Origin of the sequence: Sphaerisporangium sp. NBC_01403, assembly GCF_045040145.1 — a bacterium.
GTDB classification, from domain to species: Bacteria; Actinomycetota; Actinomycetes; order Streptosporangiales; family Streptosporangiaceae; genus Sphaerisporangium; species Sphaerisporangium viridialbum.
In genome coordinates, this window is sequence record NZ_CP109534.1 from 1,260,054 (window position 1) to 1,283,776 (window position 23,723).

26 protein-coding genes are annotated in these 23,723 nt (G+C 71.6%); 16 read left to right on the forward strand and 10 right to left on the reverse strand.

Going from position 1 to position 23,723, the window contains the following annotated elements; all coding sequences use genetic code 11:
- Positions 1–24: 24 nt before the first annotated feature.
- Positions 25–1,542 (forward strand): carboxyl transferase domain-containing protein, encoded by a 1,518-nt coding sequence (locus tag OG589_RS05385; RefSeq protein ID WP_405146706.1) that lies wholly within the window; start codon positions 25–27, stop codon positions 1,540–1,542.
- Here the strand turns inward: OG589_RS05385 and OG589_RS05390 are convergent.
- The 6 genes from OG589_RS05390 to OG589_RS05415 are packed head-to-tail and all read right to left on the reverse strand — an operon-like array spanning position 1,521 to position 6,087.
- On the reverse strand, positions 1,521–2,864 hold the full coding sequence (locus tag OG589_RS05390; RefSeq protein ID WP_405146708.1) for a hypothetical protein: 1,344 nt from the start codon (positions 2,862–2,864) through the stop codon (positions 1,521–1,523). The two genes, OG589_RS05385 and OG589_RS05390, sit on opposite strands and share 22 nt — an antisense overlap.
- Positions 2,857–3,366, reverse strand: a complete 510-nt coding sequence (locus OG589_RS05395) for a sigma-70 family RNA polymerase sigma factor (protein WP_405146710.1) — start codon at positions 3,364–3,366, stop codon at positions 2,857–2,859. Before OG589_RS05395 ends, OG589_RS05390 begins: the two co-directional genes overlap by 8 nt.
- A complete protein-coding gene (locus tag OG589_RS05400) occupies positions 3,363–3,791 on the reverse strand; it encodes a hypothetical protein (RefSeq protein ID WP_405146712.1) in 429 nt (142 codons plus the stop codon). Before OG589_RS05400 ends, OG589_RS05395 begins: the two co-directional genes overlap by 4 nt.
- Positions 3,788–4,246 (reverse strand): hypothetical protein, encoded by a 459-nt coding sequence (locus OG589_RS05405; protein WP_405146714.1) that lies wholly within the window; start codon positions 4,244–4,246, stop codon positions 3,788–3,790. The genes OG589_RS05400 and OG589_RS05405 overlap by 4 nt, the downstream gene beginning before the upstream one ends.
- A gap of 10 nt (positions 4,247–4,256) precedes the next feature.
- Entirely contained in the window at positions 4,257–5,078 is an 822-nt protein-coding gene (locus OG589_RS05410; protein WP_405146716.1) for a carbon-nitrogen hydrolase family protein, read from the reverse strand.
- A gap of 49 nt (positions 5,079–5,127) precedes the next feature.
- Positions 5,128–6,087 (reverse strand): DUF418 domain-containing protein, encoded by a 960-nt coding sequence (locus OG589_RS05415; protein ID WP_405146718.1) that lies wholly within the window; start codon positions 6,085–6,087, stop codon positions 5,128–5,130.
- Positions 6,088–6,181: 94 nt separating this feature from the next.
- On the opposite strand from OG589_RS05415, the gene OG589_RS05420 reads away from it, so the two are divergent.
- The 3 genes from OG589_RS05420 (at position 6,182) to OG589_RS05430 (ending at position 8,077) form a co-directional block, all read left to right on the forward strand.
- Positions 6,182–7,369 carry a pyridoxal phosphate-dependent aminotransferase gene (locus OG589_RS05420; RefSeq protein ID WP_405146720.1) on the forward strand — a complete coding sequence of 396 codons (1,188 nt, stop codon included), beginning with the start codon at positions 6,182–6,184 and terminating at the stop codon, positions 7,367–7,369.
- Positions 7,370–7,434: 65 nt separating this feature from the next.
- The gene (locus OG589_RS05425; RefSeq protein ID WP_405146722.1) at positions 7,435–7,632 is read left to right on the forward strand and encodes a ribbon-helix-helix protein, CopG family; all 198 of its coding nucleotides are present in this window, start codon (positions 7,435–7,437) and stop codon (positions 7,630–7,632) included.
- 64 nt (positions 7,633–7,696) lie between these two features.
- Positions 7,697–8,077 carry a type II toxin-antitoxin system death-on-curing family toxin gene (locus tag OG589_RS05430; RefSeq protein WP_405146724.1) on the forward strand — a complete coding sequence of 127 codons (381 nt, stop codon included), beginning with the start codon at positions 7,697–7,699 and terminating at the stop codon, positions 8,075–8,077.
- Positions 8,078–8,213: 136 nt separating this feature from the next.
- On the opposite strand, the gene OG589_RS05435 is transcribed toward OG589_RS05430, so the two are convergent.
- Positions 8,214–8,963 (reverse strand): hypothetical protein, encoded by a 750-nt coding sequence (locus OG589_RS05435; RefSeq protein ID WP_405146726.1) that lies wholly within the window; start codon positions 8,961–8,963, stop codon positions 8,214–8,216.
- A gap of 449 nt (positions 8,964–9,412) precedes the next feature.
- On the opposite strand from OG589_RS05435, the gene OG589_RS05440 reads away from it, so the two are divergent.
- The 10 genes from OG589_RS05440 (at position 9,413) to OG589_RS05485 (ending at position 17,408) form a co-directional block, all read left to right on the forward strand.
- The gene (locus OG589_RS05440) at positions 9,413–10,321 is read left to right on the forward strand and encodes a carbamate kinase (RefSeq protein WP_405146728.1); all 909 of its coding nucleotides are present in this window, start codon (positions 9,413–9,415) and stop codon (positions 10,319–10,321) included.
- A gap of 75 nt (positions 10,322–10,396) precedes the next feature.
- A complete protein-coding gene (locus OG589_RS05445) occupies positions 10,397–11,503 on the forward strand; it encodes a ring-opening amidohydrolase (RefSeq protein ID WP_405146730.1) in 1,107 nt (368 codons plus the stop codon).
- Positions 11,504–11,540: 37 nt separating this feature from the next.
- The gene (locus OG589_RS05450; RefSeq protein WP_405146732.1) at positions 11,541–12,116 is read left to right on the forward strand and encodes an SseB family protein; all 576 of its coding nucleotides are present in this window, start codon (positions 11,541–11,543) and stop codon (positions 12,114–12,116) included.
- Between the two features lie 199 nt (positions 12,117–12,315).
- Positions 12,316–13,203 carry a prepilin peptidase gene (locus OG589_RS05455; protein ID WP_405146734.1) on the forward strand — a complete coding sequence of 296 codons (888 nt, stop codon included), beginning with the start codon at positions 12,316–12,318 and terminating at the stop codon, positions 13,201–13,203.
- A 121-nt stretch (positions 13,204–13,324) separates the two neighbouring features.
- Positions 13,325–14,503 (forward strand): chorismate synthase, encoded by a 1,179-nt coding sequence (gene aroC / locus OG589_RS05460; RefSeq protein ID WP_405146736.1) that lies wholly within the window; start codon positions 13,325–13,327, stop codon positions 14,501–14,503.
- Positions 14,500–15,006 carry a shikimate kinase gene (locus tag OG589_RS05465; RefSeq protein WP_405146738.1) on the forward strand — a complete coding sequence of 169 codons (507 nt, stop codon included), beginning with the start codon at positions 14,500–14,502 and terminating at the stop codon, positions 15,004–15,006. Before aroC ends, OG589_RS05465 begins: the two co-directional genes overlap by 4 nt.
- On the forward strand, positions 15,003–16,079 hold the full coding sequence (gene aroB, locus OG589_RS05470; protein WP_405146740.1) for a 3-dehydroquinate synthase: 1,077 nt from the start codon (positions 15,003–15,005) through the stop codon (positions 16,077–16,079). The genes OG589_RS05465 and aroB overlap by 4 nt, the downstream gene beginning before the upstream one ends.
- The gene (locus tag OG589_RS05475) at positions 16,076–16,219 is read left to right on the forward strand and encodes a hypothetical protein (protein WP_405146742.1); all 144 of its coding nucleotides are present in this window, start codon (positions 16,076–16,078) and stop codon (positions 16,217–16,219) included. Before aroB ends, OG589_RS05475 begins: the two co-directional genes overlap by 4 nt.
- Positions 16,216–16,650: a type II 3-dehydroquinate dehydratase gene (aroQ, locus tag OG589_RS05480; RefSeq protein WP_405146744.1), complete on the forward strand. Its 435-nt coding sequence runs from the start codon at positions 16,216–16,218 to the stop codon at positions 16,648–16,650. The genes OG589_RS05475 and aroQ overlap by 4 nt, the downstream gene beginning before the upstream one ends.
- Entirely contained in the window at positions 16,647–17,408 is a 762-nt protein-coding gene (locus OG589_RS05485) for an SGNH/GDSL hydrolase family protein (RefSeq protein ID WP_405146746.1), read from the forward strand. The genes aroQ and OG589_RS05485 overlap by 4 nt, the downstream gene beginning before the upstream one ends.
- Positions 17,409–17,514: 106 nt before the next feature.
- On the opposite strand, the gene OG589_RS05490 is transcribed toward OG589_RS05485, so the two are convergent.
- The 3 genes from OG589_RS05490 to trpB are packed head-to-tail and all read right to left on the reverse strand — an operon-like array spanning position 17,515 to position 20,257.
- The gene (locus tag OG589_RS05490) at positions 17,515–18,261 is read right to left on the reverse strand and encodes a GntR family transcriptional regulator (RefSeq protein ID WP_405146748.1); all 747 of its coding nucleotides are present in this window, start codon (positions 18,259–18,261) and stop codon (positions 17,515–17,517) included.
- Entirely contained in the window at positions 18,258–19,043 is a 786-nt protein-coding gene (gene trpA / locus OG589_RS05495) for a tryptophan synthase subunit alpha (RefSeq protein WP_405146750.1), read from the reverse strand. The genes OG589_RS05490 and trpA overlap by 4 nt, the downstream gene beginning before the upstream one ends.
- A complete protein-coding gene (gene trpB, locus OG589_RS05500) occupies positions 19,040–20,257 on the reverse strand; it encodes a tryptophan synthase subunit beta (protein ID WP_405146752.1) in 1,218 nt (405 codons plus the stop codon). Before trpB ends, trpA begins: the two co-directional genes overlap by 4 nt.
- A gap of 117 nt (positions 20,258–20,374) precedes the next feature.
- Between trpB and OG589_RS05505 the strand changes: the two genes are divergently transcribed.
- Together OG589_RS05505 and OG589_RS05510 are read left to right on the forward strand one after the other, a co-directional pair.
- Positions 20,375–20,539 (forward strand): hypothetical protein, encoded by a 165-nt coding sequence (locus OG589_RS05505; protein WP_405146754.1) that lies wholly within the window; start codon positions 20,375–20,377, stop codon positions 20,537–20,539.
- A gap of 98 nt (positions 20,540–20,637) precedes the next feature.
- A complete protein-coding gene (locus OG589_RS05510; RefSeq protein ID WP_405146756.1) occupies positions 20,638–23,676 on the forward strand; it encodes a BTAD domain-containing putative transcriptional regulator in 3,039 nt (1,012 codons plus the stop codon).
- Positions 23,677–23,723 lie beyond the last annotated feature (47 nt).

Genomic DNA, 23,723 nt, shown 5'->3' on the forward strand with positions numbered 1-23,723 from the left:
CACAGGGAACGGCGGAGGGAGCCGATGAGCCCGAGCCGGCCGGACGCCAACACCCTCATCCGCACCGTCCTCGACCCCGGTTCGTGGAAGTCGTGGGACGAGCCGACCGTGGACCCCGCGCCGCCCGGCTCCCCGTACGCCGGGGAGCTGGCCTCCGCGCGGGCGAAGACCGGGTACGACGAGTCGGTGGTGACCGGGGAGGGGCTGCTCGGCGGGCGCCGTGTGGCGGTCATGGCCTGCGAGTTCTCCTTCCTCGCCGGGTCGATCGGGGTGGCCGCCGCCGAGCGGCTGGTACGCGCGGTCGAGCGGGCGACGGCCGAGGGGCTGCCGCTGCTCGCCGCCCCGGCCTCGGGCGGCACTCGGATGCAGGAGGGCGCGCTCGCCTTCGTCCAGATGATCAAGATCAGCGCCGCCGTCTCCGCCCACCGTGCCGCCGGCCTGCCGTACATCGTCTACCTGCGCCACCCCACCACCGGCGGGGTGTTCGCGTCGTGGGGGTCGCTCGGCCACGTCACCGCCGCCGAGCCGGGCGCGCTGATCGGCTTCCTCGGCCCGAGGGTGTTCCAGTCCCTGTACGGATATCCCTTCCCGCAGGACGTGCAGGTCGCGGAGAACCTCTTCAGGCACGGCCTGGTCGACGCCGTGGTGTCGGCCGAGAACGCCCGCGCGATCGCGATCCGCGCGCTGTCGGTGCTCTGCGCGCCCAAGGAGATCGGGGTACGCGGGGAGGGGCTCACGCGCGGGCCGGAGCCCGAGGAGCGGGCCGTAGCCGTGGAGGCCTGGGAGGCGATCAGCCGGTCCCGGCGCGACGACCGGCCCGGGGTGCGGGCCCTGCTCAAGCTGGGCGCCTCCGACGTCACCCCGCTGAACGGCACGGGTGTGGGGGAGAACGACCCCGGCCTGCTGCTCGCCCTCGCCAGGTTCGGCACGGCTCCAGCCGTCGTGCTCGGCCAGGACCGCCGCCGGCAGAGCGCGGGCCGCCACCTCGGTCCCGCCGGGCTGCGGGTGGCCCGCCGGGGCATGCACCTGGCCTCTGAGCTGGGCCTGCCGCTGGTCACCGTGATCGACACGGCCGGGGCGGCGCTGTCGAAGGCGGCGGAGGAGGGCGGGCTGGCCGCCGAGATCGCCCGTTCCCTCGCCGACCTCGTGATGCTGGACGCGCCGACCGTCTGCCTGCTCCTCGGGGAGGGAGCGGGCGGGGCCGCCCTGGCCCTGCTGCCCGCCGACCGGGTGCTCTGCGCCCAGCACGGCTGGCTGTCCCCGCTCCCGCCCGAGGGCGCGTCGGCGATCCTGTACCGCACCATCGACTTCGCCCCCGAGATCGCCAAGACCCAGGGAGTGCGGGCGACGGACCTCAAGCGGGACGGCATCGTCGACCGGATCATCCCCGAGCTACCCGACGCCGCCTACGAGCCCGAGGCCTTCTGCGAGCGGGTGGCCAGGACCCTCGAATACGAGATCATCGGCCTGATGCGGCATCCGCCCGAAGACCGCCTGACCACCCGCCTCGCCCGCTACCGTCACCTCGGCGGCGCCGTCTGACCCGGAGAACCGGACGAACCGGAAGTCCCGGCTGGGCTGGAGGATCCAGGAGACTCCGGACCGCCCGGAGAGGAGGAGGGCGGCGCGGCCTGCCACAGCGGGGGGACGGGCTTCGCGTCCTCGCGCCAGATCTCCCTGCCGTCGCGGTCGTACCCGGTGATCAGGTAACCCTCGGCATAGATGTCGCCCTTGTGCGTGTACGGCGCGGAGAACAGCACCGCGTCCTGGTTCCACGGGGCGGGCGTCGTCCCGGTCCGCACGGAGCCGCCGTCCCTGAGGGCTCGTACGGGGTCGCCGTCCTTGAGGGCCCGCATGGAGTCGCCGCCCTTGAAGGTCAGCACCACCTGGTCGGTGCCGGCCCTGGCGAAGCCGAACCAGCGGCCTTCGGTGAACTGTGACATCACCGGCGTCTGGTTGCCCACCAGCGTGTCCGCGAGGGTCTCTCCGGGTTTCAGGACGGGCGACGACGCGACGACGGTGAACGCGACCACCTTTCCGTCGCGCCGCCAGACCAGGGTCTGGTCCTCGTGCAGTCGCGCGGTCATCCCCCCGCCCAGCTCCACGGCAGGTCCGAGGGGCCTCGCGTTCGGCTCCGCGGGAGGGGCGGTGTCGGCCTTCACCCGCTGGAGGACCTTTTCACCGGCGCCGGAGAGCTCGAATGCCGTCACCTTGGCCCGGGAAGGGTAGGACACGGTCCAGATCGCCAGCGGGGCGCCCTTCGGGCGGTGGATCGTGCCGGGGATCCGGGAGCCGTCGCGGGTCACCGCTTCGACCTTGGTCACCGCGTCCCGGGCCGCGCCGTAGCTGATGACCTCGTCCGGGCGTGGCAGCATTCCCCCGCTGCCACCCACGTACCAGCCGTTCTCACCGGTATGGGCGGGGTTTCGCGAGTCGTACCAGCAGCCCCCGACGGTGCCGCCCGATGACAGCTGGGTGGCCGAGCAGAGGTCGACGTACTTGCCCTTCACCTGGGCGAACCACAGGCGCATCGACCTTCCGTCCGCGGGGTTGACCACGCCGATCGTCCCGCCGATCGGCGGATTGGCCGCGATGCCGGCCTCGTAGGCGTCCTTGTACGTCGGTGCGGGCTCGCCGGAGGCGGCGGTCGTGGCGCCGGTGACCGTGCCCGGCCCGCCGTGCAGGATGACCAAAGGCACCCCGGCCAGCACGGCGCCCGCAGCGAGCGGGACGGCCGCCAGCATCGACCACCTCAGGCGGCGTGCCCGTCCGGCGCGCCGCTGTACCTCCAGCCACGCGTGCGGGCCGACCTCGTAGGCCGAGGCCTGGGCGCGCAGGGCGTCGCGCAGGTCTTGCTCAATCATCGTTCTCCTCCAGGGCACGGCCGAGTGCCGCGATGGCGCGGCTGGTGTGGCTCTTCACCGAGCCGGGGGAGACGCCCATGGCGTCGGCGATCTCGCGTTCTGACAGGTCGAGCCAGTAGCGCAGCACCAGGGCCTCGCGCTGCCGCCGTGACAGCCGTCCGACCGCTTCGAGCAGGTCGCGGTGCCGTTCGGTGATCAGGAAGGCCTGCTCGCTGCTGCGCTCCGGAGGAGGCGGTTCGGGTCTGCGCAGCCGTACGAGCCTCAGGTGGCGTATCCGGTTGCGGGTCAGGTTGCAGACGATCGAGCGGAGGTACGGCACGGCCGCGCCGTCATCGCGTAGGCGCGCCTGTCTCAGGTGCAGGCGCGCGAAGGCCTCCTGCGCGATGTCCTCCGGGTCGTCCGCGCCGAGCAGCCCGGCCAGCCGGACCATCGCCGAGTAGTGCGCGGCGAAGATCTCGGCGAAGGTCGGTCGCTCGCGGGATAGAACGGGAGCTTGGGTCACATACCAGAGACACTCGCGGCCTGGGTCGGTTGACAGGGGATCGGGATGCGCTCGACGCGGATGGAGTGGACCTCTTCGTGCGGCACAACCACCTCGTACGCCCCGTGGTCGACCATCCAGTAGCCGAGGGCCTCGGCCTTGAGGCCGCTGTGGCCGGTGTAGGCGATGTGCAGGCCGTCGTCGTCCTCGTCGAGCACCACGCAGGGCTCCCCGCCGAACGCGCCCACCGTGCGCAGCAGGACGAGCCATTCGAGGTCGCCGCGCCGGACCTGCCGCCGCCAGTAGCCGCCCGTCTGGGCGAACCCCTCCCTGGACTCCTCGCTGAACAGGATGACGTCGTCGGGGCCGGGGCCGAGGGCGGCGGCGTAGGTCTGCTCGTGCTGGTGGGCGATGAAGCCGAGGCCCACGGGCTCGATGTCGCTCATGCCGCGCGCCGCCAGGTGAGCCCGTCGTACTCGGCGAACCGCCGCTCGCCGCGCGTGGTCACGTGCTGGATCTCCGCTCCCGCCGGGATGGGCATCGGGGTGGTGTGGAACTGGGGGACGACGTGCTGGCGGGAGGTGGTGAACCCGTTGCCCGCGAAGGGCGGCGAATCGTTCCAATCTCCGCCCATGTGAGGGCCGTAGGGTACGACGTAGTTGTCGGTGTCGCGGACCTGCCACCGGAGAATGTACAGCTCGGGAACCGAGGGTGTGAGCTCGGAGCCCTCGAAGGAGAGGTCGAGCGCGGAGACGATCTGCTCAGGGCTGGTCAGCCGTGAGCAGTCCTGGACGCGGTAGACATAGCCGGAGATGATCGTTCGCTGGCCCGCGAGATAGGGCACCAGCAGGCGAGGCGGTATGACCTTCTGCATCTGAGTACTTCGCGCCGGCTCGCTCACATCCCGCATTTTACGATCCGCGGACCTCGGCGTTCGGCACGGCGCGATAAATATCTGGGCGCCGGTGCTCCAGGGAGGGAAGCGTGGTGCGCACGCGCTCGGTCTCGGCCGGGTCGATCTCGACGACCTGGACGGCGCCTGCGGGGCCCAGATCGGTGCGAACCACTCCTATCGGGTCGACGAGCATGCTCCTGCCGACTCCGAAGCCGTCCCTGGCCTCGGGGTTCGGGGCCTGCCCGACCGCGACCGTCCACATGGTGTTCTCGATGGCCCGCGCCCTGACCAGCGTGGCCCAGTGCTCTTCCTTCATCGGGCCCGAGCCCCACGCGGCGATCACGACGAACGCGTCGGCGCCCTGGTCGACCAGAGCGCGCGCCAGCTCGGGGAACCGGATGTCGTAGCAGGTGATCAGGCCGACGCGCAGGCCCTCCAGCTCCACGACCACCGGCGTGTCGCCCGGCGCGACCAGGTCGGACTCGCGGGCGCCGAAGGAGTCGAACAGGTGGATCTTGCGGTAGGCGGCCAGCAGCCTGCCGCGCCGGTCGAGGGCGACGGCGGTGTTGTGCACCCGGCCGCCGGCGGGCTCGAAGGTGCCGAGGATGACCGCGACCTCGTGCGCCCGCGCCGCGTCGGCCACGGCCGTGACGAACGGGCCGTCGAGCGGCTCGGCGTGCTCGGCGACGCCCTTGCCGAACCGGGTCAGCGTGGCCTCGGGGAACACGGCCAGGGTGGCGCCGCGCGAGGCGGCCCTTCCGAGGGCGTCGCGCACGCACTCGAGGTTGCTCTTGGGATCCTCGGACACCGGGATCTGGCACAGGGCGATGCGGGTCACCGCACAAGCCTAAGGCCAGAGGCCTCGCGTGCCGAGAGCCACGGCCGGGTCAGGCCGGAGGGCCTTCGGCCGGGCGCCGGTTCGGCACGATCTCCCACCAGGTGAGGCAGCGCCACGCCCACTCCAGCGGGCCGTACCTGAAACGCGCCAGCCACCAGTGGGCGAAGGCCGCCTGCACGGCGATGGTGACCGCCGCGACGGCCACGACCCCGGTCCTGCCGCCGTCCAGCACGAGGAGGGGCAGCGCCGCGAGGATGGCGAGGGTGCTGGAGACGTACGCGCTGAGCGCCATCCGCCCGAGCGGTTCGAGGAACGCCAGGGAGCCGGGCCGGTGGCGCAGCAGGAGCAGCACGCCGGTGCAGTAGGCCGTCGCGGCGGCGAGGCCGGCGAGCGGGTAGACGCTCACCGTGTACGGGAAGTCGAACGCCCCCGGACGCCCCCACAGGTACACCCACGCTCCGGTGAGCGCCACGCCGAGCAGGGCACTGGTGAGGAACGCGGGTTTCAGGGCGCGCGGCCCCGGGGCGTACTCGATCACCGCCATGCCGAGCAGGAACACGCCCGGGACGAGCCAGACCCCTCCGGCGTGCGCGAGCGCCGCCCACAGCGTGGCGGCGGCCCCGGCGAGCAGTACGAGCAGGCGGTGCAGGTAGGACGCGGGCAGCAGCACGATCGCCCCGGTGACGGCGTAGGGCAGCAGCACCTCGCCGGGGTTGGCCATCCGGTGGAGCAGCCCGAGGCAGGCCAGTACGGCGAGCCTGCGGAGCAGGACCAGCCGGGGGCGCGGCGTCCTGCGCGCGGCGGACCGGAGGAACAGGACGAAGCTCACGCCGAAGAGGAAGGAGAAGATGGGGAAGAAGCGGCTCTGCAGGAGGTTCTCGACGATCCAGTCGACGGGCGTCGTGGTGTGCCGCCCGATCGCGCCGACCGTGTGCTGCCAGGTGTTGACCAGCGTGATCCCGCACACCGCGAAGCCGCGCAGCGCGTCCAGCTCCCGGATGCGCGTCACCAGGGAGGACCAAAGTGACGCATCCCGCAATCGGGGGTAAACAGGGCGATCACTCGAAGAGGCTAGCGCGCGGCGGCCCGATAGGCTGACCGGCGTGAACGAACCTCTGGTCGCCCGCATGCGCGAGTTCGGCACGACGGTGTTCGCCGAGATGACGGCGCTCGCCGTACGGACCGAGTCGATCAACCTCGGGCAGGGTTTCCCCGACACCGACGGGCCCTCGGCGATGCTGGAGCGGGCCGTGACGGCGATCCGCGAGGGTTTCAACCAGTACCCTCCCGGGCCCGGCCTGCCCGAGCTGCGGCAGGCGGTCGCCGAGCACCGCAAGGAGCACTACGGGCTGGTCTACGACCCCGACCGCGAGATCCTGGTGACCCTGGGCGCCACCGAGGCGCTGGCCGCCTCCGTCCTCGCGCTGTGCGAGGCCGGTGACGAGGTGATCGTCTTCGAGCCCTACTACGACTCCTACGCCGCCGCGATCTCGCTGGCCGGGGCGGTGCGCAGGCCGGTGACGCTGCGCCCGTCCGAGGGCAGGTTCGCCTTCGACCCCGATGAGCTGCGCGCCGCCGTGGGCCCGCGCACCCGGGCGATCCTGGTCAACTCACCGCACAATCCCACCGGCACCGTCTTCACCGCCGACGAGCTGTCGGCGATCGCCGCCGTGTGCCAGGAGCACGATCTGATCGCGATCAGCGACGAGGTGTACGAGCACCTGACCTTCGACGGCGTGGAGCACATCCCGCTCGCCACGCTGCCGGGCATGCGCGAGCGCACCGTCATGATCTCCTCGGCGGGCAAGACCTTCTCCGTCACCGGCTGGAAGACGGGGTGGATCTGCGCGCCGGCCGAGCTGGTGGGGGCCGTCCAGACCGTCAAGCAGTTCCTGACGTTCACCGCGAACGCCCCGTGGCAGCTCGCCGTCGCCCACGCCCTCCGCGAGGAGCTGGGGTGGGTCGCCGGGCTCCGCGACGCGCTCGCCACCAAGCGCGACCGGCTCATGGCGGGGCTGTCCGCGGCGGGATTCGGCGTGTACCGCCCCGCCGGCACCTACTTCGTGCAGACCGACATCCGGCCGCTCGGCTTCACCGACGGCGTCGACCTGGCGAGACGCCTTCCCGAGCTGGCCGGAGTCGTCGCCATTCCCACCCAGGTCTTCTACGACCGGCCCGAGCTGGGCAGGCATTTCGTCCGGTTCGCCTTCTGCAAGAGGGACGAGATCATCGACGAGGCGGTCGCGCGGCTCAGCCGTCTGCACGGGAAATCGGCTGACAGCGTTCTGTAAATAGTCATACACTCGCCGTGTCCAATATCATCCTGATGCCGGATGCGTACCGTGGAGGTATGGCCATGACGCTTCGCCTGAGTGACGAGCAGACAGAGGCCCTGCGCCGGCGCGCCGAGAAGGAAGGGCGCAGCGTGCAGCAGGTCGTGCACGCCGCCGTGGACGAGTACATCGCGCGCCACGACGCCGACGAGGAGGTGCGCCGCCTCGGGGTCGCCGCGGTCAGGCGCTGGCGGGCCGTCCTCGACCGGCTCGGCGAATGACGCGCCCCCCGGCCCGCCCGCCTTCGGGACCCCGCCTGATCCACCCGGCCCCGGAGCCCGGCGGATGACGCGCTATCTGACCGTGGAGCAGGTGATCGACCTCGCCGAGCTCACGGCGGGGGCGCCTCCGGAGCTCGGTGACGCCGGGCTCCTCGACTCGGCCGTCCACCGGCCGCAGGCCTCGATGTTCGGCCACGAGGCGTATCCCCACATGCTGATCAAGGCCGCCTCGCTGCTCCACTCCCTGGCCGTCCACCCTCCGTTCGTCGAGGGCGACAAGCGGCTCGCCTGGGTGTGCACGGTGGTCTTCCTGGAATACAACGGCGTCGAGCTCGACACCGACGACGACTCGGTCTACGACCTGGTCTCCGCGGTGGCCTCGGGCGAGTTCGCCGAGGTGGACGAGATCGCCCAGGTCCTCTGGGGCTTCGTCGCCCCGGTCTAGGCGGCGGCCCGCACCCTGACGCCTCGCCGCCATCCCGGTTCGGCCGGGGATGGGGTCAGTCCCGGCGGTGCCGCCGGCCTTGCTGACCCGCATGTGGTGACATTCCCGGCGATGAGTTCAGGGTTCCAGCCGGCCGCTAGCGGTAGTCGACCACCGGCACGTCCGACAGCCGTACGACCGCCGAGGCGATCTCGTCGGCGGCGGGGGCCAGCCAGCCGTCCGGCAGGGCGAAGAAGCCGGTCCGCACGTCTCCCCAGCGCGGCGTGTCCCGCTCGCGGGACAGCCTCCGGCGGTCCGCCGGCACGAACGCCACGACCGTGTCGCCGGGACGGCCGTTCCTGTACAAGGCGGGGAGGGGGAGGAGCCTGACCTCGCCGATGTCCTCCCACGCCAGCCGGATGTCCGGCACGCCCGGTATCACGACGCCGTCCGCGGCCACGACCAGCGCCGTGCGGTTCCCGCGGAGCCAGTACAGCCAGCGCAGCACGGCGGCGAACCCTTGAAAGAGCATGATCATGAGGATGATCAGGTATCCGAGCCGCCTCTCACCCGAGGAGAACAGGAGCGCGGCGAGGCCGATCAGCAGCCACAGGAGCATGCCGAGCGGGATGGTGTCCGCCCGCAGGAGCCGCCTGGCGGTGACGCGGGCGGTCAGCCTCGCGCCCCCGACGTGTGTGCCCGGCGCGGAGACGAGCGGTGCGAACGCGCGGGGCTCCCGGTTCGCGGTGAGGATCCGGAGCAGCCGTTCGCGCCTGCCGCGAAGGATCTCGGCGGTGATGACGATGGGCAGGACGTTCGCCAGGGCGACGACGACGAGCCTGTCCGGCCAGGACATGTCCTCGGCGTCCCACAGGAGGGCGAGCGGGACGACGACGAGAACGCCCACGACGACCGCGATATCCACCCCGTCGGCCTGGCCAGCGCGGCTCCCGCGTAACGCGCCGAGACGGCGGCGACCCGTGGCCGGTGGTGGGGGCGCCCCCGGACGGCCTGGTCTTTCACGGCGCTCCGCGTCACCGCGTCGAGCCGCCGCCAGTCGGTGAGCGCGTCGGACGAGGTCATGGGGACCGCCAGGGGGACGGGCACGAGCCGTGCGGGCTGCTGGGGTAGAACGTGTGGCGGACGGCCCGCTCGGTGGCGGGCGGCCGATCTTGACCAGTATGACGCCGTGGACCGCTCCTGAACAGGTGTTCACCGATGTGCGGGCTCTCTGAGGCCGAATAGTGGCGACAGAGCCATCAAGGCGCTCGGCTTGGCGAATTACTCCGAAGGAGGCGTGGTTTGTGGGCAATTATGGCCAATGAGGTGACGTGCCAGTGTGGATAGCTTCGGGCTGTGGGTGAACGCGTACTGATCGCTCTCGGTGGCAACGCGATGACCGCGCCCGACGGCAGCGCGTCGCCGGTCGATCAGCGGCAGGCCGTCGAAGGGGCGATGGCGCACGTCGCCGCGTTGATCTCCGAGGGTCACCAGGTGATCCTCACGCACGGTAACGGCCCCCAGGTGGGCAACCTTCTCCTGAAGAACCAGCTCGCCGCCGACGTGGTGCCCCCCGTGCCGCTCGACTGGTGCGGCGCGCAGACCCAGGCCACGATCGGCGTGCTGATCCTCAACGCCCTCGGCGGCCGTACGGCCGTGGTGGTGACGCGGACGCTCGTGGACGCCGGCGATCCGGCGTTCCAGAACCCGGTCAAGCCCATCGGCAGGTACTTCACCGAGGCGGAGGCGCGCAGGTTCGAGGAACTGGGCCAGACGTGGCGGGAGTTCCCCGGCAGGGGCTTCCGGCGGGTCGTGGCCTCACCGCGCCCTCTGGAGATCCTCGACGCGCCGGCCGCGCTCGCCCTGATGGACGCGGGGTACACGGTGGTGGTCGCGGGAGGCGGGGGAGTGCCCGTCGTCCGCCGCGCCGACGGCTCGCTCGGCGGGGTCGAGGCCGTGGTCGACAAGGACACGGCCGCCGCGGTGCTGGCGCCCGCCGTACGGGCGACCGTGCTCGTCCTGGCCACCGACGTTCCCGGGGCCGTCGCCGGGTTCGGCACGGCCGAGGCCCGCCCGATCGGCCGCGTCACCGTCGGGGAGATGCGCGCGCTTCAGGCGGCGGGGCACTTCGCGAGTGGCAGCATGGGCCCCAAGGTGGAGGCGGCGCTGCGGTTCGCCGAGGGCGGCGGCCGGGCGGTGATCACCTCGCTGGAGCACATCGGCGGGGCGCTGACCGGCGGTGCCGGCACCATCATCGAGCCGTGACCGCCCGCGGCGCGAGGCGTGCCGTATTCCATGCGTCCTGGATTAGACGAGTGAAATGACTGAGAGGTAGGAGATATGCCGGATCCGATCGAGGTGCGCAAGGTCGCCATCGAGAGCGTCACCGACGCCTCCGGGCTCGCGAAACTCATAGACGACGGGGTGATCGAGGCCGACCGGGTGCTCGCCGTGATCGGCAAGACCGAGGGCAACGGCGGCGTCAACGACTACACCCGCATCCTCGCCGACCGCGCCTTCCGCGAGGTGCTCGTCGCCAAGGGCACCCGTACGCCCGAGGAGGCCGCGCAGGTGCCGCTGGTGTGGTCGGGCGGCACCGACGGTGTGCTCAGCCCGCATGCGACGATCTTCGCCTCCGTGGACCCCTCTAGCGTCGAGCCCTCGGACGAGCCGCGCGTCTCGGTCGGCGTCGCGATGAGCGACGTCATCCTGCCCGAGGACATCGGCCGCCCCGCCATGGTGGAGAAGGTCGCCGCCGGCGTGCGCGAGGCGATGAAGATCGCGGGCATCGAGGATCCGGCCGACGTCCACTACGTCCAGACCAAGACCCCGCTGCTCACCCTCGCCACGATCACCGACGCGAAGTCGCGCGGCCAGGACGTCGTGATCGAGGACACCGGCCCCTCCATGGACATCTCCAACTCCACGACCGCCCTCGGCATCGCGGTGGCGCTCGGCGAGATCGAGATGCCCTCGGCCGACCAGATCCACAAGGATCTGTCCCTCTACTCCAGCGTCGCCTCGTGCTCCTCCGGCGTCGAGCTCGACCGCGCGCAGATCGTCGTGGTCGGCAACGTGCGCGGCATCGGCGGCAGGTACCGCATCGGGCACAGCGTGATGAAGGACGCGCTGGACGCCGACGGCATCTGGGAGGCGATCCGCGGGAGCGGCATCGAGCTGCCCGACCGCCCGCACCCGAGCGACCTCGGCGACAAGCTCGTCAACGTGTTCATGAAGTGCGAGGCCGACCCGAGCGGCCGGGTGCGCGGGCGCAGGAACATCATGCTCGACGACTCCGACGTGCACTGGCACCGGCAGATCAAGGCCACGGTCGGCGGGGTGGCCGCGAGCGTCACCGGCGACCCGGCCGTGTTCGTCTCGGTCGCGGCCGTCCACCAGGGCCCTTCGGGCGGCGGCCCCGTGGCCGCCATCGCCGACCTCGGCTGACACGAGCGGACCGGCGTGGCGGGTAGGCTCGCGGGTCGTGCCAAGCATTCCGCAGCCTCTGGTCCCCGGCGACGACGGCAGCGCCGACGCGTCCGTCGCGGCGGCGCTGGCCGCCTTCGCCGCCGGTACGGCCGACTCCACCGACGTGGTGTCGGCCCTGAGCACGGCGCGCCTGCTCGTGCCCGTCGTGGCCCTGCTGACGGAGTCCGAGGTCGGCGAGCACGGGCTCAGGCAGGAGAAGGAGAGCGAGATGGCCCTGCCGGTGCTGGTCGGCGCCGACGGCAGGAAGGCGGTTCCCGCGTTCACCGGGACCGAGTCGCTGAAGCTCTGGCGTGCGGACGCCCGGCCCATGCAGGCCGTGACCCCGCAGGTCTGCCGGGCCGCGCTCGGCGAGGAGGCCGCCGCCGTCGTGATCGACGTGGCAGGCCCGGTGCCGTTCGCGATCGAGGGCGGAATGCTGCGTGCCCTCGCCTCGATCGGGCACGTCACGGCCGAGGGAGAGGGCATCCAGGCCCTGCTGAACGGGCTGGCCGAGCACGCCGAGGTGACCGTCGCCCGGGTTACCACCCCCAAAAGCGGATTTTTCCGGCGCTTCCGCCGCCCCAAGCACTGAACTCCCGAAGGTCGTCCACCCTTCCCTTTGAGTCCTCCGGCGATGGAGGCCGGTACGGGCCCCGGTTCCGGTCTCTGACGAGGGAGCCCAGTACGGCCCCGGCTTCACTCCTTAGGACAGGGACCCCGGTAGGCCCCGGGCCTTCTCGTGATCCGGTCACCACCGGTCCAGCTGGCCCATCAGGGATTAGGGTCGGCGGGTGAGCTTCGTCGTCGCTGGGGCCGCGCTCCTCGGGCTGGTCGCGGGGTCTTACGCCCGCGCCCTGGCAAGCGGCTTCGGCCCGGCCGTCGGACCTGACGACGACCGCCGCCCCGATGGCGATCGCCGGGCAGCCGAAGTAGGCCATCCGGCCGCCGGGCACGGCGGGAGCCCTCCGGCCGCCAGGCCCGATGGGGACCCGTCCGGGGAGCCGGAGGAAACCCCCGAGGACGGGCTCTCGCCGGAGGAAACCCCCGAGGACGGGTTCTCGGGGCAGGAAACCCCCGAGGACGGGCTCTCGCGGGAGGAGGCGGCCGAGGCGCGGCGGGCGTACCGGGTGGAGGCTCGTCAGGCGTTTCGCCGCATGGCGCGCGCCGTGCCGGTGCCCGCGTGGCCGCCTCTGGTGGAGCTGGGCACCGCCGCCGTCTGCGCACTGGTCGCGTGGCGGATCGGGTGGACTCCCTTGCTCGCCGCCTGGTCGTACGCGGCGGTGGCCGGGTGCGCGCTCGCCCTGATCGACTGGCGGACCCAGCGGCTGCCCGACGCCCTCACGCTGCCCTCCTACCCGATCCTCGTCCTGCTGCTCGCCCCCACGGGCCACCTGATGGCGGGGCTGCTGGGCGGTCTGGCGCTGGCCGGCGTCTACGCGGTCCTGTGGTTCGCACGGCCCGGCGCGCTCGGGCTCGGCGACGTCAAGCTGGCCGGGCTCACCGGGATGCTGACCGGCGCCCTCGGCCTTGACGCCTGGATAACCGGCGCGGTGGGCGGCCAGTTCCTCGGCGCGCTCTACGCCGTCGTGCTGCTGGTCACCCGCCGGGGCACCCTGCGGAGCCAGTTCCCCCTCGGGCCCTTCATCCTCCTCGGAGCCCTCGCCGCGGTCCTGCGCTGATCGGCTGGGAGCCGTCGCCGGAACGACTGCGCTGATCGGGTCGGAGTCCTTGCCGCAGTGACCGCGCTGATCGGTTCGGGGGCGGCGATGGCACTGGGCCGTGCATGGAAGACTTGTCATCATGTTGCGCTGGTTGACCGCAGGTGAGTCCCACGGCCCCGAGCTCGTCGCGATCCTCGAAGGGATGCCCGCCGGGGTCGAGGTGACGACCGCCGACGTGGAGCAGGCCCTGGCGAGGCGTCGCCTGGGTTATGGCCGCGGCGCGCGGATGAAGTTCGAGCAGGACGAGGTGACGATCGTCGGCGGCGTGCGCCACGGCCGCACGCTGGGCAGCCCTGTCGCGATCCGCGTGGGCAACACCGAGTGGCCCAAGTGGGAGACCGTGATGGCGGCCGACCCGGTCGACCCCGAGCTTCTCGCCGCCCAGGCGCGCAACGCGCCCCTGTCGCGCCCGCGTCCCGGCCACGCCGACCTGTCCGGCATGCAGAAGTACGGCTTCGACGACGCCCGCCCGATCCTCGACCGGGCCAGTGCCCGCGAGACCGCAGCCAGGGTCGCCCTCGGCCAGGTCGCGCGCAACTTCCTCAAGCAGGCGCTCGGCGTCGACATCGTCAGCCACGTGATCGCCATCGGCACCGCCGAGGCCCCGGACGGCCTCATCCCCGGGCCCGACCAGCTCGCCGCCGTCGACGAGCACCCGGCGCGCTGCCTCGATCCCGAGGCCGGCGCGGCGATGATCGAGGAGATCGACACGGCCAAGCGCGAGGGCGACACGCTCGGCGGGGTGGTCGAGGTCGTCGCGTACGGGCTGCCGCCGGGCCTCGGAAGCTACGTCCACTGGGACCGGCGCCTCGACTCGCGGCTCGCCGGGGCGCTCATGGGCATCCAGGCGATCAAGGGCGTCGGGGTCGGCGACGGGTTCGACACCGCGCGCAGGCGGGGCTCCCGCGCCCACGACGAGATCGAGAACACCGCCGAGGGCGTCCGCCGCGTCACCAACCGCGCCGGAGGCGTCGAGGGCGGCATGACCAACGGCGAGCCGCTGCGGGTGCGCGCCGCGATGAAGCCGATCTCCACCGTGCCGCGCGCGCTCTCCACGATCGACGTGCTCACCGGCGAGCCCGCCAAAGCGATCAACCAGAGGTCGGATGTGTGCGCGGTTCCCGCCGCCGGTATCGTCGCTGAGGCGATGGTCGCGCTGGTGCTCGCCGACGCGGCCGTCGAGAAGTTCGGCGGCGACTCCGTTGAGGAGGTCGCCCGCAACCTTTCCGGCTACCTTTCGTCGATGGTGATCAAGTGACGTCTCCCAGAGCTGTGCTGGTGGGCCCGCCCGGGTCGGGCAAGTCCACCGTCGGCCGCCTGCTGGCCCAGCGTCTCGGCGCGGCCTTCCGCGACACCGACACGGACGTGGAGGCCGTGGCGGGCAAGCCGGTCGCCGAGATCTTCGTCGACGACGGCGAGGAGCGGTTCCGCGAGCTGGAGGCCGCGGCGGTGCGCGAGGCGCTCGCCGGGCACGACGGCGTGCTCGCGCTCGGCGGCGGCGCCATCCTCAACGAGGCCACCCAGGAGCTCCTCGCGGGGCATTCGGTGGTCTACCTCCAGGTCGGCCTGTCCGACGCCGTGCAGCGGGTCGGTCTCGCGCAGGCGCGCCCGCTGCTCGTGCTCAACCCGCGCAGCCAGCTCAAGAGGCTCATGGAGGAGCGCCGCCCGGTCTACGAGCGGCTCGCCTCGATCGTCGTGGCGACTGACGGCCGGGCGCCCGAGGAGATCGCCGACGAGATCCTGAAGGAGCTTCCGGCGTGACGAGCACCCGCATCACGGTCAGGGGCGAGCGCCCGTACGACGTGGTCGTCGGGGCCGGTGTGCTCGCGGAGCTGCCGGGCCTGCTGGGCGACGGCGTGCGCACAGTGGCGGTGATCCACCCGGCGAGCCTTCCCGAGATCTCCCGCCCGGTCTGCGGGGTGCTGGAGGCCGCCGGTCTGTCCGTCGTGGCGCTTCCCGTGCCCGACGGCGAGCGCGCCAAGTCGATCGAGGTGGCCGCCGAGCTCTGGTCGGCCCTGGGCCGGTACGGAGTGACCCGGTCGGACGCCGTGGTCGGCGTCGGCGGGGGAGCGACCACCGATCTGGCAGGTTTCGTGGCGGCCACCTGGCTGCGCGGGGTCAAGGTCGTCCAGATGCCCACCACGCTGCTCGGCATGGTCGACGCGGCGGTGGGCGGCAAGACCGGCATCAACACCCCCGAGGGCAAGAACCTCGTCGGCTCGTTCCACCCGCCGGTCGGGGTCCTGTGCGACCTCGCCACCCTGGTCTCGGTGCCGCGCGACGACTACGTCGCCGGGCTCGCCGAGGTCATCAAGGGCGGCTTCATCGCCGACCCGACCATCCTGCTCCTCATCGAGGACGACCCCGAGGGCGCCCGGGTGCCCGAGGGCCGGCACACACGGGCACTGATCGAGCGCAAGATCCGGGTCAAGGCCGACGTCGTGGGGGCCGACCTCCGCGAGTCGGGCATGCGCGAGATCCTCAACTACGGCCACACGCTGGCCCACGCGATCGAGCGCGTCGAGAGCTACCACATGCGGCACGGCGAGGCCGTCGCCATCGGCATGGTCTACGCCGCGGAGCTGTCCCGGCTGTCCGGCCACGCGGGCCCGGGCCTCGTGGAGCGCACCCGGTCGATCCTGAGCTCGGTCGGCCTCCCGACGGCCTACCGCCACGAGGCCTGGCCCGAGCTGCGCGACCACATGCGCGTCGACAAGAAGAACCGCGGTGCCAAGCAGCGGTTCGTCATCCTCGACGACATCGGCAAGGTCGCGCGCCTGGAGGACCCCCCGGAGGAGCTGCTCGAGGCCGCCTACCGTGAGGTCGGACGATGACGGTCGGGCGTGCGGAGGGCACGGCGGAGATCGCGCCGACGGCGGCTGCCGACGGCGGCTTTCGTGTCCGGCGTGAGCGGCACGGCGAGGGCGCGATGAGGTTGAGGTTCGTCTGCGGCGCGGAGGGCGGGGCGCGATGAGAACGGTGTTCGTGTTCAACGGCCCGAACCTCGGGCGGCTCGGCATCCGCGAGCCCGATGTCTACGGCGCGGCGAGCTTCGACGACCTGGCCGCCCTGTGCCGCCAGACCGGCAGGGAGCTCGGCCTCACCGTGGACGTCCGGCAGACCGACGACGAGGCCGAGCTGGTGTCGTGGATCCACGAGGCCGCCGACGGGGCCATCCCGGTGGTCCTCAACCCGGCCGCCTTCACCCATTACTCGTACGCGCTGCGCGACGCGATCGCCCAGCGCACGGCGCCGCTGATCGAGGTGCACATCTCCAACCCCGCGTCGCGCGAGGAGTTCCGCCACACCTCGGTGGTCGCCTCGGTCGCCAGCGGCACCATCGCGGGGTTCGGCCTGCGGTCGTACGAGCTGGCGCTGCGGGCGATCGCGGAGGACGGGCGATGAGGGCCTACACCTCCTACGTCGCGATCGGCGACAGCTTCACCGAGGGGCTCAACGACCCCGGTGAGAACGGGCACTTCCGGGGCTGGGCCGACCGGGTGGCCGAGCGCCTCGCCGCGCTGGAGCCCGGCTTCCGGTACGCTAACCTCGCGGTGCGCGGCAAGCTGATCGACCAGATCGTGCAGCACCAGGTGCCGGTGGCGATCGAGCTGAAGCCCGACCTGATCAGCTTCTGCGCCGGCGGCAACGACCTGCTGCGGCCGGGCAGCGACCCCGACCGCATGGCCAAGACGCTGTCCAGGGCCGTGCGCGACCTGCGCGCCACCGGCGCCGACGTCGTGCTGTTCACCGGGGTGGACCCGCGTGACACCCCGCTCATGCGGCAGGTGCGGGGCAGGTTCGCGGTGTTCTACCTGCACATCCGCTCCATCGCCGACCTGTACGGCTGCCACGTGGTCGACCAGTGGTCGATGCAGCCGATCCGCGACTGGCGGGCGTGGAGCGACGACCGGCTCCACATGAACGCCGAGGGGCACCGCCTGGTCGCCGCGAAGGTCTGCGAGGTCCTCGGCGTGCCGTCCGAGGACGACTGGCGCCATGCCTGGCCGCCCAGGGAGCAGGTCGACCGCAGGGCGAAGCTCCGCGAGGACCGCCTGTGGCTGCGCGAGCACCTGATCCCGTGGGTGGGCCGCCGCCTGCGGGGCACCTCCTCCGGCGACGCCGTCGACCCCAAACGCCCCCGCCTGGAGCCCTACGCCTAGCGGGGTGACCACTGCCTTCGCCGGGACTGTTCATCATCTACGACCTGGCGGCCGCCCGGCAGGTCGCGGGGTCGCCGTCTGGATCTTCTCCTCAAACCGTGAACGGTCAGCGCTGGGAGACCCAGTGCAGCGACAGGTCCGTGGCCTTGCGCTCGGCCCTGATCTCCATCCACTCGCCGAGGATCGTGGCGTGGTCCATGACGACCAGGGCGCCCTGGTCGTCATAGGTCGCCCGTTCGCTGACGAAGACCGGGCTGCCCGCCGGGTGCTGCAGCCGCGCCGCGACCAGGGCGGTGAGCAGGGCCGGCCTGACCCGTTCAGTCGCCCGGTGCACTCGCGCGCCGACGTCGGCGAGCGCGGTGTACAGCGGGGTCTCGGTGAAATCGGTCCCCTTGATCGCCGAGGCGTGCGGCTCGACGATCCAGGAGACCTGGTGGACGGCTGGCCGGCCCAGCAGATGCCGTACGCGTGCCAGCCGGAGAGCCCGGCGGTCGGCCGGCGCGTCGCCCAGCAGCCGGGTGAGCGAGCGCGGGGCCTGCCGGATCGCGGCCGACAGCACCTCGGTCCGCAGGGGGTAACCCTGCCTGCGTAGGTCGTCGCCGAGACTGCGCAGCGTGTCGAGGGGGTACTCCGCACTGGCCGGCGTCACATAAGTGCCGCGGCCGGCCCGCTGGACGATCAGACCCTCGCCGCTGAGGACCTGCAACGCCTGCCGCAGCGTCATCATCGTCACGCCGTAGAAGGCGCTGAGCTCACGCTGCGCGGGCAACGCCTCGCCCGCGCGGTAGTGGCCCGACTTGATCTTGTGGGTCAGGTCGTCGGCGATGGCGCGGTAGCGGGGCGTACTGCTCATCTGGCTCCCTGGTCGAGTGCGCGTCGAATGCTCGCCACATATTCTCCCAGCTCGCGTGGCCGGGCGCCGTCGAGGAGCTTGCGCATCAGCGCCGAAGCCGCCACGACGCCGTCGGCATGACCCGCCAGCGCGGCGGCCTGCGCCGGGTTGGAGACCCCGAAACCGAACAGGACCGGCCGGTCGGTGAGTCCCTTGAGCTCGCGGCCGAGCCGGGCGGCCTGCTCGGGAATCTCGCCGCGCTCGCCGGTGGTGCCCATGCGGGTCAGGGCGTAGACGAAGCCCCGGCTGCGCTCGGTGATCTCGCGCAGTCTGGCCCGGGAGGAGGACGGAGCGGCGAGCAGCACGAGATCCAGGCCCTCGGCCGCCGCGGCGTCCGCCAGCTCCCCGACCTCCTCCAGGGGCGAGTCGGGCACGATCAGCCCGCGCAGCCCGCTCGCGGTGAGCGCCGCACAGAACTCCGCGGTGCTCTGCTGCACCACCAGATTGCTGTAGGTCATCGCGATGAGCGGCACGTCGACGTCGAGCGTCGCGACCTTCTCGAGGATCCCCCTGACCGTGGTCCCGGCCGCGATCGCCCGGTCGGAGGCCTCCTGGATCGTGACGCCGTCCAGCATGGGATCGGAGAAGGGGAAGCCCAGCTCGACGGCGTCGGCTCCGGCGTCGGCGTAGGCGTGGACGACGTCCGTCCACCCGGGGGTGACCCCGGCGGTGACATAGGGCACCAGCAGGGGACGCCCCGTGCCACGGCGTGCGATCAGGAATTCTTCCAGGGATTCGGTCACAGCAGCTCCTTGATGGAGGCGATGTCCTTGTCTCCCCTGCCGGAGAGAGTCAGCATCACGGTCGACCCCGGCGCGATCTCGCCGGACTTGGCGGCCCGGATCACCCAGGCCACGGCGTGCGAGGACTCCAGCGCGGCCAGGATCCCCTCGGTGCGGGCCAGGCACAGCAGCGCCTGGACGACCTCTTCGTCGTTCACGGTCTCGTAGCGGGCGCGCCCCCCGTCGCGTAGATGGGCGTGCTCGGGGCCGATCCCCGGATAGTCGAGGCCGGCCGCGACCGAATGGGCCTCCGTCACCTGGCCGTCCTCGTCCTGGAGGACCAGCGAGCGGAAGCCGTGCAGCACCCCGACCCTGCCGAAGGTCGCCGCCGCGCCGCCCTCGGCCTCGACCCCGATGAGCCGGGCAGTGGTGTCGACGAAGCCGGCGAACGTGCCCGCGGCGTTGGAGCCGCCGCCGACGCAGGCGACCACGTAGTCGGGCACACCGACGGGGAGTTCGGCGGCGCACTGGGCGCGGGCCTCCTCACCGATCACCCGCTGGAACTCGCGCACCATCCACGGATAGGGATGCGGGCCCATCACCGACCCGATGCAGTAGTAGGAGTCGTCCACCGACGACACCCAGTGCCGCATCGCCTCGTTGCAGGCGTCCTTGAGGGTGCGGCTCCCGGTCGTGACCGGCACGACCTCCGCGCCCAGCACGTTCATCCGCAGAACGTTGAGCTCCTGCCGTTCGATGTCCCGCTCGCCCATGAACACGGTCGCCTTGAGGCCCAGGAGCGCCGCGGCGGTCGCCGTGGCGACGCCGTGCTGGCCCGCGCCGGTCTCGGCCAGCAGCCGTTCCTTGCCCATCCGGTGAGCGAGCAGCGCCTGGCCGATCACATTGTTGATCTTGTGTGAGCCGGTGTGCGCGAGATCCTCGCGTTTGAGGAACAGGGTGATGCCGAGCTCATGGGAGAGCCGCCAGGCGGGGGTCAACGGAGTGGGGCGGCCGGCGTAGACCGTGAGCAGGGTGGAAAGCCTGCTGCGGAACTCGGGGTCGCCCCAGGCCTCACGGAACGCCGCCTCGATCTCGTGGCAGGCCGGGATCAGCGACTCCGGCACGTACCGCCCGCCGTAGGTTCCGAACCGGCCGGTGGCGCCGGGGTCGCTCATCGCGCGGGCGGCGGCGGGCACCGTGACGCCCTGCCGACCGGACCAGGACATCTCGCCCATGCTCGTCTTCTCTCTCTCGACTGTTCTAGAACAGTAGCCCACGGCCGCCGATCGGCAAGCCCCGGATCCCGGGGGGTCCCAGTAGCAATCGCGGAGAATCCAACGAACCTTATTCCGGTGGCACCCCTCTTCGGGCAGGTCACCTCACGGTTGCCGGCGGGGTTCTCCGAGCACGAGTCGCGCCTGCTCACCGGCATGCTGCGGCGCATGCTCGACAACCTGCGGGCCGGCACCGAAGGCCCGGCGCCCGCTCCACCAGGAGAAGGGAGGGCGCACACGTGAGCCCCTTGACGGCACCGGCCTTCGCGGGCCTATCGTGATCAACAGCTGTCGCAAGAAGCCATGGATTAACCCCAGAACGACCCAGCGGGAGTACGGCCGTGGTGACAACGACCTTCGGCGTCTTAGGCCCCGTTTACGTGCGCGGGGCCGACGGGCGAGAGATCCATCTCAGAGGCAAACAGTACGCGGTTCTGGCGGTGCTCCTTCTCAACGTCAACACCTGGGTTTCACGGGAACGGTTGATCGACGCGCTGTGGGAGACCCCTCCGGCCTCGGCCGTCTCCAACCTGCACACCCATATCACCCAGATACGCAAGGCGCTTTCCGGTGATACCCGACTGTCGACGAAAAGGTCAGGCTACCTGCTGGAAGCCGGTCCGGAGGAGGTGGATCTGCTCACGTTCGACCAGGAGGTACGGCGCGCGCGAGCCGAGGTGAAGCAGGGTGACGTCGGCGCCGCCGTCCGCCGGTTCGAGCGCACCTTGCTGTTGTGGCGCGGGCGTCCCGTCGAGGGCATCCAGCTGAGCAGCTCGATGCTCGCCCGCGTGAGCGAGCTGGAGGAGCGGCTGACCGATGCGCGGCTCGACTGCTCCGAGGCGAAACTCCGGATCGGCCGGTATGGAGAGGCGATCGGCGAGCTGCGGCTCTTCCTGGCGGAGAATCCTCTTTGCGAGCGGGCGTGGCAGCTGCTCATGCTCGCGTTCGCGTCCGACGGGCAGCGTGACAAGGCTCTGCAGGCCTATTGGCAGGCCCGCGCCCGGCTCGTGGACGAGCTGGGCATCGAGCCCGGCAGGGAACTGCGGCGGCTGCAGGCCGTCATCCTGACCGATGACCTGGCCGCGACCGACCCGGAACGGCGGGGCCCGATCTGCCAGCTCCCACCCGATCACGCCGACTTCGTCGGCAGGAGCGAGGAGCTGTCCGCCGTGACGAAGGAATTGCTCTCGACGCGCCGCCAGGAGGCGTCCACCGGTGCGACCGTGCCCGTCGGCGCCATCTCTGGTCAAGGGGGCGTGGGCAAGACAGTGCTGGCCGTCCACATCGCCCATCAAATCCGGCACGCGTTTCCCGACGGGCAGTTGTACATCGACCTGCGCGGGGGTGAGAAGCATCCCGTCCATCCCGCGGAAGCGCTGGGCCGGTTCCTGCGCGCGCTCGGGATGGACAGCTCCACGGTGCCGGCCGAACTGGACCAGCGCGCTGAACTCTATCGCTCGAAGCTCGCCGACCAGCGCTACCTGGTGGTGCTCGACAACGCGCTGGACGAGGCGCAGGTTTCCCCGCTGACCCCGAGCACGCCGGGATGCGCCGTTCTGATCACCAGCCGGCATCGCCTGACGGCGCTGCCGGCGGCCCAGCTGATCGACCTCGACGTACTCTCGGTCGACGAGGCGGTCGAGATGCTGGAACACATCATCGGGCCCCAGAAGGCCGCCGAATCGCCGGACCACGCCCGTGAGCTGGTGCAGCTCTGCGGCAGGCTGCCGTTGGCCGTGCGGATCGCCGGCGCGAAGCTCGCCGCGCGGCCGTACTGGAGCCTGAGTGACCTGGTCTCCTGCCTGAGCGACACCCGCAGTCGCCTCAGCCGGCTTTCCCACGGCTCCCGGGAGGTCCGGGCCAGCATCGCCGTCGGATACCAAGGCCTCTCCTCTCAGGCGCAGCGGATGTTCGGCCGGCTGGGGCTGCTGGAAGCGCCCGACTTCGCGATCTGGGCCGGCGCCGCCTTGCTCGACGTGCCTGAGCCCGAGGCCGAGAATCTGATCGAGCAGCTGGTCGATGTCCGCCTCCTGGACATCGCGGGCCGAGGTCCTGACGGGCGGGTTCGTTTCCGGTTCCACGATCTGACCCGTATGTACGCGCGAGAGCGCGCCGAGGACGAGGAGGGGGACGCCGAACGGACCACGGCCCTCGAACGCGCTCTGAGCGGTTGGCTGGTCATGGCGCGGCACGCGCATGCCCGGCTGTGTGGCGGTGACTACCGTGTCGTCCACGGCGACGGAGGCAGCTGGCAGCCTGACCTCCAGGTCGCCGACCGTATCGTAGGCGATCCGCTCGCCTGGATCGACGCCGAGCGCGCCGGAGTCGTCGCCGCCGTCCGCCAATGCGCGTCGCTGGGGTTCGACGAGCTGTGCTGGGAGCTCGCCTCCAGCGCCATGCACCTGTTCGAGACCCGAAGCTTCTACGACGAATGGCGGATGACGCACGAAACCGCCTTGTCCTGCGCCCGCGACGCGGGGAACCTCAGAGGTGAGGCGGCTGTGCTGAACGGACTCGCCGGGCTGTTCCTCGCACAGGACGAGAACCTCCGCGGCGGCGAGGTCCTGGAAGATTCGCTCCGGCTGTTCGCGAAGGTCGGCGACCGGTACGGGCACGCGCTCGCTCTGGTCAACATGGCCGAGCTGCATCGCGTCGAAGGGAGATACCCGGCGGCGCTGGCCTGCTACGACGAGGCGGCGGGCGGCCTGGCAGAGGCCGGTGATCGGGGTTCGGAGATCGCGGTGCTGCGGGGGATAGGCCAGATCCACTTCAACCAGGGCAGGCATGCCGCTGCCCGTCCCTACATCGAACGCGCCGTCGAGCAGGCCGGGTCTGTGGGCGACGTCCGTGCCCGCGAGTTCGCCCGGATCCTCCTGGGTGAGATCCAGCTCGCCCAGGACGAGCCCGCCGCCGCCGAACAGTCCTTCGCCCAGGCCCTGACATTCTTCGCCGATCTCGGTTTCCCCCGTGGCACGGCCTACGCCTCCCTGGGGCTCGCCTCCGCCAAACTCGCTCTGCGGCTGTTCGAGGACGCCGAGCATCTCCTGGGCGAGGCTCTGGCCACGTACCGAAGCGTGGACGAACGTCTGGGCGAGGCTCGCGTCCTGTTCGTCTGGGCGGAGCTCCATCGCTCGCGGCGGCGGTTCGACGAGGCGGCCACGGTCCTGGAGACGGTCGTCGCGATCTGTCAGGGCATTCCCGCTCCCCGGCGTCAGGGCCTGGCGCTGCGTGCGCTGGGCGACGTGCGCCGTGAAGCCGGGGACCTTGAGGCGGCCGTCGGCGCCTGGCAGAAGGCTTCGACGGCTCTGGAAACCATCTCGCCGTCAGAGTGCGAGGAGATCGCCGTACTACTCGAGCTTCACGCGAACCAGGTGCACTGAGAAAGCTTCGTACTCGTGGGATGGCGACGAAGAGAGTCATCGGGAAC

What these genes read in the sequence shown, in the direction of transcription:
- aroQ (WP_405146744.1), top strand. Translation starts at nt 16,216, where the DNA reads ATGAGAACGGTGTTCGTGTTCAACGGCCCGAACCTCGGGCGGCTCGGC.
- OG589_RS05390 (WP_405146708.1), bottom strand. Translation starts at nt 2,864, where the DNA reads ATGATTGAGCAAGACCTGCGCGACGCCCTGCGCGCCCAGGCCTCGGCC.
- OG589_RS05475 (WP_405146742.1), top strand. Translation starts at nt 16,076, where the DNA reads ATGACGGTCGGGCGTGCGGAGGGCACGGCGGAGATCGCGCCGACGGCG.
- trpB (WP_405146752.1), bottom strand. Translation starts at nt 20,257, where the DNA reads ATGGGCGAGATGTCCTGGTCCGGTCGGCAGGGCGTCACGGTGCCCGCC.
- OG589_RS05400 (WP_405146712.1), bottom strand. Translation starts at nt 3,791, where the DNA reads ATGAGCGACATCGAGCCCGTGGGCCTCGGCTTCATCGCCCACCAGCAC.
- OG589_RS05490 (WP_405146748.1), bottom strand. Translation starts at nt 18,261, where the DNA reads ATGAGCAGTACGCCCCGCTACCGCGCCATCGCCGACGACCTGACCCAC.
- OG589_RS05430 (WP_405146724.1), top strand. Translation starts at nt 7,697, where the DNA reads ATGACGCGCTATCTGACCGTGGAGCAGGTGATCGACCTCGCCGAGCTC.
- OG589_RS05445 (WP_405146730.1), top strand. Translation starts at nt 10,397, where the DNA reads ATGCCGGATCCGATCGAGGTGCGCAAGGTCGCCATCGAGAGCGTCACC.
- OG589_RS05485 (WP_405146746.1), top strand. Translation starts at nt 16,647, where the DNA reads ATGAGGGCCTACACCTCCTACGTCGCGATCGGCGACAGCTTCACCGAG.
- aroC (WP_405146736.1), top strand. Translation starts at nt 13,325, where the DNA reads ATGTTGCGCTGGTTGACCGCAGGTGAGTCCCACGGCCCCGAGCTCGTC.
- OG589_RS05385 (WP_405146706.1), top strand. Translation starts at nt 25, where the DNA reads ATGAGCCCGAGCCGGCCGGACGCCAACACCCTCATCCGCACCGTCCTC.
- OG589_RS05425 (WP_405146722.1), top strand. Translation starts at nt 7,435, where the DNA reads ATGACGCTTCGCCTGAGTGACGAGCAGACAGAGGCCCTGCGCCGGCGC.